Below are 14,124 nucleotides of genomic sequence, written 5' to 3'. Positions count from 1 at the left end.
CCCCTGTTGGTGACTGGTGGTGCGACCACCAGCATAAGTTGCCGCTCCCCACGGATATTCCGACGGCCGCACGCTCTTGCCATGGCGATCGACACCACCGAAACCACATCCGCTTCCCCGACTGTCCACTCCCCGCTCGGCACCCGGCTGTCGACCCGCGACAAACTCGTCCTCTTCGTGCTGTGCGCCGCGCAGTTCATGGTCGCGCTCGACTTCTCCGTACTGAACGTGGCACTGCCCGTGCTCGGCAAGGACCTGGGCATGAGCCAGTCCGCGCTGCAGTGGGCGGTCACCGCCTTCGCGCTGCCGTCCGGCGGCTTCCTGCTCCTCTTCGGCCGTATCGGTGACCTGTACGGCCGCCGCAGGCTCTTCCTGACCGGCCTCGCCCTCTTCGGTACGGCCTCGCTGCTGGCGACCTTCGCCTGGGACCCGGCGTCGTTCCTGACGGGCCGGGCGTTGCAGGGCCTCGCCGCGGCGGCGATCGTGCCGACGGGCATGTCGCTGCTGACGACGACGTTCCCGGAGGGCCCGGCGCGCGACCGTGCGCTCGGCATCTCCGGCACGCTCCTCTCCCTCGGCTTCACGGTCGGCATGGTGGCCGGCGGCGTCCTGACCGACGTACTGAGCTGGCGTTCGACGATGGGCCTGCTGTCGGTCTTCGCGCTGATCGTGCTGCCGCTGGCCCCGGGCCTGCTGCCCGAGTCCCTCCCCCATAGCCTTAAGGGCATGGGAGGTGCCCCCATCCCCGACCGCCCGCGCCTGGACATCCCCGGCGCGATCACCGTCACCGGCGGCCTGCTGGCCCTGATCTACGCCCTGTCGACGGCCGCCGAGCGCGGTTTCGGCGGCACGGACGTCATCGTGGCCCTCGCCGCGGGTGTGCTCCTGCTCGCCGCCTTCGTGTACGTCGAGTCCCGCGCCCACGCCCCGCTCGTCAGCCTCCCCATGCTGCGCCGCCGCACGGTGGCGTGGGGCAACCTGGGCGGTCTGGTCACCTTCTCGATGATGTCGACGGTCATCTTCGCGCTGACGCTGTACCTGCAGGAGACCCTCGGCCTGTCCGCGTTCGAGACGGGACTGGTCTTCGGGGTCCAGGGCGTGATGTCGGCCGTCGCCGGGGTGTACGCCCCGAAGGTCATCGGCCGCTTCGGCGCCCGCCGTACGCTGGTCGGCTCGCTCGCCGGTCAGGGCCTGTTCGTGGCGGGGCTGGTCCTGCTGAACGCCCACACCTGGTCCGTCTGGCTCGCCACCGCCGCGGTCTCGCTGGCCAGCATGTGCCACCTGGGCGCGATCATCTCGTACGGCCTGACCGTGACCTCGGGCGTTCCCGACGAGGAACAGGGCCTGGCCACGGGCCTGGTGACCTCCACCCAGCAGGTCGGCCTCACGATCGGCATCCCGCTGCTGGGTGTCCTGGCGACGACGTCGGGCGACCTGCTGGCCGGTGTCCACACGGTCCTCGCCCTGGACGCGGCGATCGTCCTGGCGGCGGCGGTGCTGGTCGCGACCGGACTGGGCCGCGACCGCTCACGCCCGGTCGAGGCGGAGGCGCTCGGCCTTGGGTAGACCGGCGACGACGAGATCGTACGAATCCTCGATGAGCTCCCGGACCAGGCGGTCCGGGAGTTCGCCGTCGACCGTCACCGTGTTCCAGTGCCGCTTGTTCATGTGATAGCCCGGGACGATCAGCCCCGGGTGCTCGGCGCGCAGCCGGACCGCGTCCTCCGGGTCGCACTTGAGGTTGACCGTGAGCGGGCGCCCGTCCAGCCATGTCAGCGCGAAGAGCTTGCCCAGCACCTTGAAGACGGAGATGTCCGGGGTGAAGGGGAAGTCCTCGACGGCCGCGTTGAAGGACAGACAGAACGCACGCAACTGCTGCGGTTTCACTCCCACGTCTCCTTCGCCCACGTTGCCTTCGCCGACGGCATCACTCGGACTTCTTCTCCTCCTCGGACGGCTCCGGGTCCACCGGGCCGACCGGCTCGACGAGCACCGTGACGATCTTGTTCCGGCGCCCGGCCGCGGCCTCCGCCGTCAGCCGCAGCTCGCGCCCGTCGGGCAGCTCGACCACCGAGGAGGCACCGGCGATCGGAACCCGCCCGAGTGCCTTCGCCAGCAGTCCGCCGACCGTCTCCACGTCCTCGTCGTCGTACGCCTCGAAGCCGTACAGCTCGCCGAGGTCGCCGATGTCGAGACGGGCGGTCACCCGGTAGCGGTCGTCGCCGAGCTCCTGGACGGGCGGCAGCTCCCGGTCGTACTCGTCGGTGATCTCCCCGACGATCTCCTCGAGGATGTCCTCGATGGTGACGATGCCGGCCGTACCGCCGTACTCGTCGATGACGACGGCGACGTGGTTGCGCTCCTGCTGCATCTCGCGCAGCAGGTCGCCCGCGTTCTTGGTGTCGGGCACGAAGGTCGCGGGCCGCATGGCCGTGGACACGAGCTCGGACTCGGCGTCGCGGCTGATGTGCGTCTTGCGGGCCAGGTCCTTCAGGTACACGATCCCGACGACGTCGTCCTCGCTCTCCCCCGTGACGGGGATGCGCGAGAAGCCGGACCTCAGCGCCAGGGTGAGTGCCTGGCGGATGGTCTTGTACCGCTCGATGACGACGAGGTCGGTCCTCGGCACCATCACCTCTCGTACAAGGGTGTCGCCCAGCTCGAAGACGGAGTGCACCATGCGGCGCTCCTCGTCCTCGATCAGGGACTCCTTCTCGGCGAGGTCGACCAGCGCGCGCAGCTCGGCCTCGGAGGCGAACGGACCGCGTCTAAAGCCCTTGCCGGGCGTCAGCGCGTTGCCGATGAGGATGAGGAGGGGCGGGATCGGGCCCATGATCCTGGCCAGCGGCAGCAGGACGTACGAGGCCGCCGTCGCCGTGTTCAGCGGGTGCTGGCGGCCGATGGTGCGCGGCGAGACGCCCACGGCGACGTACGAGACGAGGACCATGACCCCGATGGCGACGACGAGGGCCTCCCAGGTCTCGTCGAACTCCTTCAGGCAGGCGTAGGTGACGAGCGCGGCGGCGGCCATCTCGCAGGCCACGCGCACCAGCAGTGCCACGTTCAGATAGCGGGTCGGATCGGCGGCGACCTGGGCGAGCTTGGCACTGCCGCGCCGCCCGGACCGTACGGCCTCCTCCGCGCGGAAGCTGGAGACACGCGCGAGGCCCGCCTCCGCACAGGCGGCGAGCCAGGCGACCACGACCAGGGCGACGGCGCCGATGACGAGCTGAGGACTCATGAAACGGTCGGGGCCGGCGAGGGGCCCGTCATGCCCTTCTCCGCGCGCCAGCCGTCCACGATGGCGGCCTGGAGACCGAACATCTCGGCCTTCTCGTCCGCCTCCTCGTGGTCGTAGCCGAGCAGGTGCAGCACTCCATGGACGGTGAGGAGGTGCAGTTCCTCGTCCATGGAGTGCTGTGTGGGAGCTTCCTTGCCCTGCCGCTCGGCGACCTCCGGGCAGAGCACGATGTCACCGAGGAGTCCCTGCGGGGGCTCGTCGTCGTCCTTGGACGGCGGCCGCAGCTCGTCCATGGGGAACGACATCACGTCGGTGGGCCCCGGAAGGTCCATCCACTGGATGTGGAGCTGTTCCATGGCGTCGGCGTCCACGACGATCACCGAGAGTTCGGAGAGCGGGTGGATGCGCATCCGCGCGAGTGCGTAGCGGGCGATGTCGAGGATCGCCTGCTCGTCGACCTCGGTTCCGGACTCGTTGTTGACGTCGATCGACATGGTGCTCGCTTGTCTACTTCCCCTTGTGGCCGGCTTTGCCGCGGCTCTTGTGGGAGCCGTTCTCGGTGCCGTTCTCGCTGTCGTACTTCTCGTACGCGTCGACGATACGGCCGACCAGCTTGTGCCGTACGACATCGTGGGACGTGAGCCGCGAGAAGTGGACGTCGTCGAGGCCCTCCAGGATGTCCTGGACCTGGCGCAGGCCCGACTTCGTCCCGTTCGGGAGGTCGACCTGCGTCACGTCGCCCGTGACCACGATCTTCGACTCGAAGCCGAGGCGGGTGAGGAACATCTTCATCTGCTCGGCGCTCGTGTTCTGGGCCTCGTCCAGGATGATGAAGGCGTCGTTCAGGGTGCGACCACGCATGTAGGCGAGCGGCGCGACCTCGATGGTCCCCGCCGCCATGAGCCGCGGGATGGAATCGGGGTCGAGCATGTCGTGCAGCGCGTCGTAGAGGGGCCGCAGGTAGGGGTCGATCTTCTCGTAGAGCGTGCCGGGCAGGAAGCCGAGCCGCTCGCCCGCCTCCACCGCGGGGCGGGTGAGGATGATCCGGTTGACCTGCTTGGACTGGAGCGCCTGTACGGCCTTCGCCATCGCGAGGTACGTCTTGCCGGTGCCGGCGGGGCCGATGCCGAAGACGATGGTGTGCTTGTCGATGGCGTCGACGTACCGCTTCTGGTTGAGCGTCTTGGGTCGGATGGTGCGGCCGCGCGAGGACAGGATGTTCTGCGTGAGCACTTCGGCAGGGGTTTCCTGACCGTCGCCCTCCCCGTTCTCGCTCGCCCTGAGCATGGCGATCGAGCGTTCCACTGCGTCCTCCGTCATCGGCTGCCCCGTGCGGAGCACCAGCATCATCTCGTCGAACAGGCGCTGGACGAGAGCGACTTCACCGGCGTCGCCGACCGCACTGATCTCATTGCCCCGGACGTGGATGTCGGCCGCCGGGAAGGCCTTCTCGATCACGCGAAGCAGCGCGTCTCCGGAACCCAGCACGGTCACCATGGGGTGCTTGGCCGGGACGGTGAAATGCGCTCGTGCCTGCCCCGAAGCGGGGCTGTGAGCTGTGGGTGTCTGAGTCATGGGCCGGCTCTGTAGGCCTGCTTTTCCTCCTTGATCGGCACGCTTGCCACGAGGGCAGCCTTGCGCCTCCAAGGGTACGACGGTGGGGTGACAGTGCCGTAGGGCTTTTCGGCGCCGCTTATCGGCGTGGGCCGCACCGGTCGACCCGCTGGTCGACCGGTGCGGCCCACACACTGGTCCGGCGGCTACTCAATCGTGAGCCCCTCGAACGTGGCCGCTCCCCTTCGGCCCGTCCACCCGTTGGCCGCCGTCATGAACACGCCCACGTCCTGCGCGGCCCCGGCCCCGCCCGGCGTGGCCGTCCCGACCGTGACCCAGGTCGTGCCGTCCATGCTGTATTCGCCCGTGTACGCACCGCCGTCGCGGCGCAGCCGCAGGTGCACCGGAGCCGTCGCCGACCCGGCCATGGCGATCGAGTCGAAACGGCCGTCGCCGTCGGCGTCCCAGGTCAGTACACAGCCGTTGGACGGGGTGACGGCGAGGTTCACATAGCCGCCCCCGCCCGGCGTGGCGAGGTCGTCGCGGACGATCAGCCCGGCCCGTGCCCAGCCGCCGGTGGCTTCCTGCGAGAGGACCCGGACCGTGGCCGTCGTCCCGTCACGGTAGGCCCCGGCCCGGTACACCGCGCCGAACTCGTTCGTCCCGCCCCACAGGTCGGCCCCGGCGCCCTCGATCGCGAGCTCGTCGCCGAGCTGCCCGAACACGGCGTCGTTGAAGGAGGCCGTGCGGTAGGGGTCGCGGACCCCGGACGCGGCCAGAAGCCGTACCGGCGCGACCGTCCTGCCTCCACCCGCGTACGTCGCCCCGACGACCAGTCGGCTGACGAGCTCCCGGGCGTCGCCCGTCAGGCTGATCTCGAAGCGCGCGGTGAACGTCTCGCCGGGGGCGACGGACGCCGTGTTCACGGGGTCGAGCGCGCCGGCCGTCAGGCCTTCGGGCGTCTCGGCGAAGAGCGTCACCGCGGTGGCGGGCGCGAAGCCGTTGCGGTGGGTGAAGGTGACCGTCACCGTCACGGGCGCGCCCTCGGCCACCGCGCCCCGGTCGGCCGCGGCGGTGACGGCGGACTGGTGCGGGGTGGCGGCGAGCAGGTCGCGCACCCGGCGGGCCCGGTCGTACGGGGATCCCTTCGGCTCGGCCGGGTACCTCTCGTGGCCGTGCGCCCAGCGGTCCTCCAGGGCGAACCAGTCGACGGCCGCGGGGTCCTTCCCGGCGGACAGCGCGTCGAAGTACGTCTTCCAGCGGGTGCGGTACAGGCCGCCGACCAGCCCGGCCCACTCCCGGTTCGCGTAGTCGTGCAAGCCCTCCTCGCTGCTGGCGCGCCCGCCCCAGGTGGTGATGAGCGAGCGTGCGTCGTACTCCAGGCGGTCCCGCTCGGCCGCGTCGGCGCCCCAGGCGCGCGCGTCGGCGAGCCACCGTCCGAGCAGATGGGGGCGCGAGGTGGCCAGCAGGTCGTCGAGCAGGTCCATCCAGCCCAGCCAGGTCCGGGTCAGCTCCCCGAACAGGGCGTGCTCCCCTGTCTCGTACGCGCCCTTGATCTGCGGCAGCAGCACCCGGGTCCGGTTGGACAGGACCTGCCGTGCCACGTCCACGACGTCGTAGCGGTAAGCCGAGCTCTCCCTCAACCGCTTCGGTACGGCGAGGAGTTCGGTGAGGGCGCGGTCGAAGGTCGTGGTGTCGTAGCGGTCGGCCTCCGGGCCCCAGGCCGCCGCCTTGTTCGCGGTCAGACTCGGCCGGGCGCCGAACAGACCGTCGGGTGCCTCGCTCCAGGAGTCGGCCCGGGACATGCCGTAGGCGGTGTCGCGGATCGCCTGCCAGGCCGCGGCGGCGTGCGGGTCCGCGCCGCCGTACCGGGAGACGGCGTACGCGGCGAACCAGTCGTCCAGGTCGACGGTGCCGGGTGTCCACGCCAGGTCGGTGAGGAGTGCCAGCGCGGGCGCGTTGTTGTCGGCGGCCTCCGGCATCGCCGCGATCCCGGCCAGGGCGCTGCCCTCCCGGTCCCGCCACCTCGGGTACTGCTCCACCCAGTCCGGGGCGTTGGCGCCGATCGGGGTGTGGCCGCCGAAGTTCCAGATGCTGCCGAAGGCGTAGGGGGTGCCGCCCCAGTCGCTCTCCCGGTCCGTGACGGTGGTGTAGCGGTCCGAGAGGCCGTCCACGATCAGCATGCGGCTCTTGTCGACGGCGTCCAGCAGGGCGGTGGACGGGTTGGTCTGCCAGCCCAGGATCGCCCAGACCGCCCCCGGATGGGCCCTGCGCAGCGCCGTCTCGACGGCCTTCGCGGCCTCGCCCACCGGTACGTCACCGGGGTTGCCGCCCTCGTGCAGCAGGTCCATCTTGTACATCGTGCTCGCGCCGAACCGCTCCGTCTGGGCCCGGTAGAAGGCGTCGGCGACCTCTCTGAAGGCCGAGGTGCGCGGGTCGAGCCAGTCGGGGCGTGCGAAGCCGCCCCAGGTGCCCTGCGCGACCACGGCCGCGTCGCCGCCGTGCTTCGCCACGAAGCCGTCCGGGACGGTGCCGAAGTAGCCCGGCAGCACCGGGGTCATGCCCAGCTCCCGCACCCGGTCGACGATCTTCCGGGCGAGTTCGCCCCGCCGTTCGAGGAGCCGCCGGGAGACCGGGCCGCCGAAGCCCGACATGTTCTGCAGCAGCCACCAGGGCTGGTGGGCCGGGGCCGGGATCCAGGCGCGCAGTTCCGCGTCGGAGTAGCCGAACCGACGGAACGTGTCGTAGTAGACGGCGTCACCGCCCACGTAGACGAGGACGTCGTTGACGCCGTGCAGCGCCAGTACGTCCAGTTCGCGGCTCCAGTCGTCCCAGTCGCGGTAGGGGCCGGTGTAGCCCTCGTTGGTGTCGTTGAAGGCGAACCGGTGGGGCACGTTCGCCGTCCCCGTGATCTCCTTCGCGGGCGCGGGCAGGGAGCGCGGCAGGTCGAGCTGCTCGCCGGTCCAGGAGACGGAGGCGTGCGCGGTCCGCCGTAGGTACGTGTGGAAACCGGCGAGCAGCACGGCGGGGCTGGTGCCCTCCACCGTGATGTGGCCGACCCGGCCGGTGACCCGGAAGCGGTCGGTCGCGTCCGCGACCGCCCGCAGGGTGACCTGCCGGTGGTGGTCGGGAAGCAGACGCTCGAGCGCCGCCGCGGCGGGAGCGGTGTCGAACAGGGCGCGGTCGGCCGCGTACGCGCCCTGCGGGCGGGCCAGGAGCGCGGCGCCGCCCAGCGCGACCGCGCCCGCGATGATCCGTCTGCGGGTGACGCCCGTGCTGCCGAGGTCGCCTCGGTTGTCCTGCATGGAAATCCTTCCGGAAACTCTCAGTGACTGCCAGAAGTCATCGGCTACTGTCGGCGACTCTCAGTCGATCGTCATCGCGAAGACATGGAGGGCGGGAACGCCCGGCTGGAGGCCGTCGCCGACGTGGGGCAGGACCAGGGAGCGCAGTTCCTTGCCGGGCGTCAGGTCGACGCCGAAGGTGAACAGGCTGACGGGGGTGTCGTCCCGGCCGGTGGCGATGTGGCGGTAGGGCACCACCACCGCGGCCGAGCCGTTCGCCCCGTACCAGTCGGGGACGGCGACGGAGAACGCCCGCTCGCCGCCGTCGGTGTAGACGACCTTGCCCTCACCCCTGCCCTCACCCCAGGTACTGGTCCCGAGGAAGGTCAGCCGGGAGCCGGAGCCGGACAACAGCACGGTCTGGCCGGCGGAGACGACGTTGTCCCTGTTTCCGGCCCGGGTGTCGGGCCAGGTGAACGTCACCCCGCCGTAGGTGACGGTGGCGCCCGGGGTCAGTCCGACCGACGCCAGCGCCTCGGCGGACAGGCTGGAGTTGGATCCGTCGATGTTCGCGACCGTGAGGGCGTCGTCGGAGGCGATCCCCGCGTTGTCGAAGGCGCCGCGCAGCGACCGGTACGGCAGCAGGATCGAGGAGGTGGCGCGGGCGCAGTCGGAGCCGTGCCGGTGCACGTCGAAGAGGGCGTGGGCGGTGAACACCTGGTGTCCCTCGGCGTCATCGGCGAGCCGGGTCCGCCAGGTGAGGGTCGCCGACCGTCCCGGTGCGAGGGTGCCGAAGGCGTCCGGCTCCTCGATGTCGTTCACGGCGAGGTAGAGCACGGTGCCGCGCAGGTCGATCCGGGTGGTGTTGGTGAGGGTGGCGGTCAGGGTCAGGGGCCGACCGGGCTCCGGGGCGGGTGGGGTGACAGTGAGTGAGACGGGCGGCGGGAGGAAGTCCTCCTCGGGGCGGTACTTGGTCATGTGCTCTCCACCGTGAAGTGGTCGAACACGGCCTGGACGGTCGTGCCGGGGTGGTCGAGGTTGACCGCGCTGGCCGCCACACCGGCGTCGAGGAGGCCGCTCGCCGAGGGGACCGTCGCGCTCGCGATCTCGTTCCATGCGAGGCCGTTGGTGGTGGAATACGCGGTGTAGGTGGTGCCGGAGCGGACCAGGCGCAGCCAGGCCGGGTGGGTGGAGGCGCCGCCGCCCGCCCAGGTGTCGAGATGCCCGTCGCCGTCACTGTCGGTCATGAACTCGATGCCGTAGTTCCTGGACATGGTGAGGACCGCGTAGCCGCCCTTCTCCGGGGCGGTGAGGTCGTTCGCGACGGCGATCCCTGCCTTGGCGGAGGGCCCGCTTCCGGTCTGGGAGACGAGGCGGGCGGTGACGGCGCCCGTGGCGGGCACGGCGTCCGGCACGTGGATCACGGCCTTCTCGTCCTTCCAGCCGGACAGGTCCCGACCGCCCGCCCAGAGGGCGAACTGGCTGCCGTTCTGGGCGAATTGGGCGTCGTCGGTGGTGGCGAACGTGCCGTAGGGGGGCTGCACGGGGGACGGGACGGGGGTGACGTCGGCGGCCACGGTGTCGGCGTCGTGGCGCACCCGCCCGGCCTGCCGATAGGAAGTGCGGACGCCGATGTCGTACGCCCCCCAGGCCGTTCCGGCGGCCGGGGTGACTCTCCAGGTGACGGTGGAACGCGCGCCGGGAGCCAGGGAGCCGACTCCCGTCTCCCCCTCCGGCCTGGCACTCCAGCCTTCCGGCAGGCTCAGGGTGCTGCTGACCCGGTCGACCGCCTTGGGGCCGGCGTTGGTGACCGTCGCGGTGATCTCCGTGGCGTGGTCGACCTGGAGGTCCGGGCGGTACGGGGTGAGCCGGACGCGTGCCGACGGGCAGTCGCGGGCCACCCCGAGACCGGCGAGGTCGACCGCGTCGGCGAACGCCTTCATCCCGGTGTCGTTGGGATGCAGATGGTCACCGGAGTCGAACGCGGCGCCGTAGCGGGTGGGGTCGTCAGGGTCCCGTACGGCCCTGTCGAAGTCGGCGTAGCCGTCGAAGGTGCCACCGGAGTCGCGTACGAACGTGTTGACCTGCTGCCGGTCGGCCTCCTTGGCCTCGGTCCACCAGTCGCCCCAGCCCCGGTAGGGGACCACGGTCGCGCCGATCACCCGCAGCCCGCGGGCATGGGCCCGCCGCGCGATCTCCCGCATGCCGTCGATCACCTGGTCGCCGGTGGCGCCGCCCCAGCTGAGGTCGTTGACGCCCTCGAAGAGGATCACCGTCCGGGCCCCCGGCTGGGACAGCACATCGCGCTCCAGCCGCTCCAGTGCCGAGGGATTGCCGTCGGTCCCGGCCGTGATGCGGTTCCCGCTGATGCCCTCGTTCAGCACTCCGGCCGGAGTCGTGCAGGCGGCGAGGCGGCCGGCCAGGAAGTCGGGCCAGCGCCGGTCGGCGTCCGAGGTCGAGGCGGCCCCGTCGGTGATGGAGTCGCCGAGCGCGACCACGGAGCCCCGCGCCGGACCGCCCCGCACATCGATGCCGGTGAGGAACGGGAAGGTGGAATCGGTCTTGGTGAACGCGGCTCCGCCGGGATCACCGGCGTGGTCGCCGCCGCCGTCGGGCGTCCAGTAGACGGTCTGCAGCCCCATCCAGTGCTGACTGATGTGCGTCAGCCGGCCCGGGAAGTACAGACTGACCACCAGGTCGCTGCGGGCCGCGACGGGAATCCGCACCGGATCGCTCGCCGTCCGCTCCCCGGCCGGAATCGTCACCTCCCGCTTCCCGCCGAAGGTCAGATCCCGCGGGCCCGACACGGACGAGCCGTCGGCGCGCCGTCCCACCGTGGCGTGCCCGATCGTCACCGGCTGGTCGGTGAACGCGTTGGTCAGCCGGATCCGCACGCTCGTGCCGCCCGCGCTGACGCGCACCGGGACCCGTACCGTCACCTCGGAGGTGCCCGGATCGTACGCGGCGTGCTGGGAGGTGGCCCAGGTACCGGTCCAGCCGGCGTCGCCGCGCCGCTCGGAGTGCGCGGGGGCAGCGGCCAGGAGGATGAGCGGCACGACGGCCGCCAGGGCGCGGAGCCCCCTCATGACGTACCTCCCGCGCAGGTCAGGCGGGCGTCGGCCCAGTCCGCGTGGTCGGCGGAGACGTCGCCGCCGCCGTCCACGGTCAGGTCGAGCCAGCGCGCGCCCGTCACGTCGACGTCGACGGGAGTGCCGCCGTCGGAGCCGTACAGCACGGGGCTGGTGAAGAGGACGCGGCCGTCGGCGACGGCACGGAAGGACACGCTGCCGCCGTCGCCGACCTCGTCGTCCACGCCGACGGTGGCCGTGAACCAGGTACAGGCGCCGCCGAGATAGACGCGGACCTGGCTGTCGGCGTGCACGCCGAGCCCCTTGGCGTAGGTGGTGCCGCCGATGGCCAGGGGGTGTCCGTCACCGGCCGCGTTCTCGCCGTTGGAGGTGTCCTTCTCGACCGGGCCCCAGCCGTTGACGGCCCGCACGAGCGGCAGGTCGCCGACGTACGAGTCCCCGGGGGGCGCGGGCGGCGCGACCTGCACGGCCCGCTCACCGGTGATCGTGACCGTGCGGCCATTTCGCCCGTACGACGCGGTTGCCGTCAGGACCGTGTACGGGACCGGGTCGGCGGGCGGGGTGACGGTGTACTCGGCGGTGACGATGGCGCCGGGCGCGACGCGCGGGAAGTGTGTCGGGGCGTCCGTCGTCACCGTCCACCCGGCGGGGGCCTTGAGCGACAGGTCCACATCCCGCGCCGCCTTCCCGACCTTCCCGGGGACGTGGAAGGAGACGGTCGCCCGGCCCGGCAGGGCCGCGCTCAGGAAGGGCTCGGCGTCCACGGTGACCTGGGCACCTGCCGGTGCGTCGGTGTATGTCTTCGCGTCGTACGACGGTGCCGGCACGGTCCCGATGCCGATGCCGCCCGCGCTCGCGCCGAGGTCGACGAGGTGTGCGGAACCGGGTCCCGCGCCCGCCTCGGTGGACCAGACGGCCAGGGCGATGGTGTTGTCGCCGTGTTCGTTCAGCAGGCCGCTGGGGATGACGAACCGGGTCTGGGGGCCGGTGTCGGCGAGCTGCCGTCCGACGAGCCAGCCATTGACGAAGATCTGGACGCGGTAGTCCTTGCTCCGGCCATCCTCCAGTTGCAGCCCGAGGGAGGTGTCCTGGCCATGCGGCAGGTCGAGCCGGGCGTTGGTGCGGTACCAGCGCACGCCCGGCGCGGACTTCGCCGACCGGGCGGCGAGCGTCGTACGCGTCCAGGAGCGGTCGGGGTAGCCCGGCAGCGACCAGCCGGCCCGCTCCCCGTACAGACCGCCGTTGTTGTACGCGCCGCGTGCCGTGTCGACGGGCTGTTCGCCGCCCCGGTCGCCCTGGATCCTCCAGGTGATCGTGGAGTCGGTGCCGAGGAGGTCGGCGGAGAGCAGCCCGCGTGGCTCCTTCGAGTAGTCGTGGCCCCACTCCTCGTTGTCGCCCATGTTCTCCACGAGGACGGAGAACACGTTGTCGCCCCCGCCGTCAGCCAGGACGCCGTCCGGGACGTCGAAGGTATGGGCGCCGTCGCCCGCGCTGCCGAGGTAGCGGCCGTTGAGCCACGCCGCGTACACGCCGTGCGGCCCGGTGTTTGCGTTCAGCGTCACCGCGCTCGTCCCGCCGGTCGTGCGGAAGCGGCCGCGATACCAGACGTCGCCGTGGTGGAAGCCGTACTCGTCCATGGCGAGGACGGGTGTATACCCGGCGAGGTCGGGATTGTCGGCCGTGAGGTGGTCGGCGGTGGTCCATGTCGAGTCGTCGAAGTCCGGGGTGACTTCCGGCGTCTCGTCGTGGGTGCGCCAGGTGGTGAGGGCGGGGAGGGTGACGGGGCGGGGCGCGGAGGTGACGGCGGTCCGGCGCCCGTTCCAGGTCACGTTCCCGGCATCGGCGAGGACCTCGATGCTCGCGGCTTCGGTCGAGTCGCCCGTCAACTTCAGGGTGGCGCCGTCGACTTCGGCGGTCCGCAGCAGTGAGGGTCCGCGCACGAGCACCGACCCTGCGGCGGTGTCCTGCCGCCACCAGTGCGCGGTCTCCTGCTCGTCGGCCAGCAGGAGTACGAGGTCGCCCACGCGGACGCGGATGAGCCCCTGGTGGGTGTAGTTCAGCCGCAGATCGCCCCGTGCGGCGTCCCAGGTGACGTCCGCCTTGCCGTCCAGGACGGTTACCTTCGGCTTCGACGGGTACCGCAGCACGGTCTCCCCTGCCTCGCCCCTCCTCCCGTACAGCAGCGCCACGTCGTCCGCGCCGATGCGGGCGTGGGTCATGATCTCGGAGGTGGAGTAGACGAGCCGCTGCCGCTCCATGTCGTAGCCCGCCACGAGGAGTTTGGCGTCCCGTCCGGCGACCGTGATCGCGCCCTGCTGCGGCACGCGTGGATAGTCGCCGTCCCGGCCGGACAGGGACAGGGTGGTGGTGTCGGTGTCCTTCACCCGGGTGTCGGCGTGCCGGACGGTGAGGAACTGGGTGCCGTCGTCCGGATTGACGCGCCGGTCGATCCGCAGCGCGTCGTCGCTCGGCGCGGGCGCCTCGGCCTTGTCGGTGCGAGCCAGGGGCTTCACGGCGTTGACGAAGTACCCGAGTCGCTTGAACTCTTGGTACTTGTCAGTCAGTTGACGGGACTCGGTGATCGGTGCGCCGTAGTCGTACGAGGTGTAGACGGCGTTGGGGTCGGCGAGCCAGCCCCAGTTGGTGCCGCCGTAGGTCATGTAGAAGGACTGGCCGGTGACTCCGGCGGCGATGTTCATCTTGGCGGACACGCGGGTGAAGTCGGTGCCGGTGAGCTTGCGGCAGTTGTCGTAGCCGGTGCCGCCCCACGCGTCGAAGGCGCCGCCCTGCGCCTCGGGGATGAGCAGCGGGGACTCGGGCTTCCAGTCATTCACGTACGAGTAGTCGGGCAGATTCTTCCAGGTGTCCGGGCTGGAACAGTCGAAGCCCTGGGGGTAGGCGTCCAATGCCGCGTAGTTAAGCGACCTGCGGTTTCGTCAAATGGGCGGCGGGATGC

9 protein-coding genes are annotated in these 14,124 nt (G+C 71.3%); 1 reads left to right on the top strand and 8 read right to left on the bottom strand.

Annotated elements, in window-relative coordinates; all coding sequences use genetic code 11:
- Window positions 1-81: 81 nt before the first annotated feature.
- Complete coding sequence (locus SMIR_RS25820; RefSeq protein ID WP_212727437.1) at window positions 82-1,566, top strand: MFS transporter; 1,485 nt, start codon at window positions 82-84, stop codon at window positions 1,564-1,566.
- Here SMIR_RS25820 and SMIR_RS25815 read toward each other — a convergent pair.
- From SMIR_RS25815 to SMIR_RS25780, 8 genes are all read right to left on the bottom strand, one after another.
- Window positions 1,528-1,887 carry an MmcQ/YjbR family DNA-binding protein gene (locus tag SMIR_RS25815; protein WP_168501013.1) on the bottom strand — a complete coding sequence of 120 codons (360 nt, stop codon included), beginning with the start codon at window positions 1,885-1,887 and terminating at the stop codon, window positions 1,528-1,530. The two genes, SMIR_RS25820 and SMIR_RS25815, sit on opposite strands and share 39 nt — an antisense overlap.
- 40 nt (window positions 1,888-1,927) lie before the next feature.
- The gene (locus SMIR_RS25810; protein ID WP_168491403.1) at window positions 1,928-3,241 is read right to left on the bottom strand and encodes a hemolysin family protein; all 1,314 of its coding nucleotides are present in this window, start codon (window positions 3,239-3,241) and stop codon (window positions 1,928-1,930) included.
- Window positions 3,238-3,735: an rRNA maturation RNase YbeY gene (ybeY, locus tag SMIR_RS25805; RefSeq protein ID WP_054235448.1), complete on the bottom strand. Its 498-nt coding sequence runs from the start codon at window positions 3,733-3,735 to the stop codon at window positions 3,238-3,240. The genes SMIR_RS25810 and ybeY overlap by 4 nt, the downstream gene beginning before the upstream one ends.
- Window positions 3,736-3,748: 13 nt before the next feature.
- Entirely contained in the window at window positions 3,749-4,816 is a 1,068-nt protein-coding gene (locus tag SMIR_RS25800) for a PhoH family protein (RefSeq protein ID WP_060896461.1), read from the bottom strand.
- A gap of 185 nt (window positions 4,817-5,001) precedes the next feature.
- Entirely contained in the window at window positions 5,002-8,100 is a 3,099-nt protein-coding gene (locus tag SMIR_RS25795) for an alpha-N-acetylglucosaminidase (RefSeq protein WP_212727436.1), read from the bottom strand.
- A 60-nt stretch (window positions 8,101-8,160) separates the two neighbouring features.
- The gene (locus SMIR_RS25790; protein WP_212727435.1) at window positions 8,161-9,057 is read right to left on the bottom strand and encodes a beta-sandwich domain-containing protein; all 897 of its coding nucleotides are present in this window, start codon (window positions 9,055-9,057) and stop codon (window positions 8,161-8,163) included.
- Window positions 9,054-11,165, bottom strand: coding sequence for a GDSL-type esterase/lipase family protein (locus tag SMIR_RS25785; protein ID WP_212727434.1), 2,112 nt, complete (start codon window positions 11,163-11,165; stop codon window positions 9,054-9,056). Before SMIR_RS25785 ends, SMIR_RS25790 begins: the two co-directional genes overlap by 4 nt.
- Entirely contained in the window at window positions 11,162-14,074 is a 2,913-nt protein-coding gene (locus tag SMIR_RS25780; protein WP_212727433.1) for an NPCBM/NEW2 domain-containing protein, read from the bottom strand. The genes SMIR_RS25785 and SMIR_RS25780 overlap by 4 nt, the downstream gene beginning before the upstream one ends.
- Between the last annotated feature and the right edge of the window lie 50 nt (window positions 14,075-14,124).

It is taken from the genome of Streptomyces mirabilis (assembly GCF_018310535.1).
Classification (GTDB): Bacteria; Actinomycetota; Actinomycetes; order Streptomycetales; family Streptomycetaceae; genus Streptomyces.
Note: the sequence above shows the minus strand (reverse complement) of the source record. Positions and strands in the feature narration are given on the sequence as shown.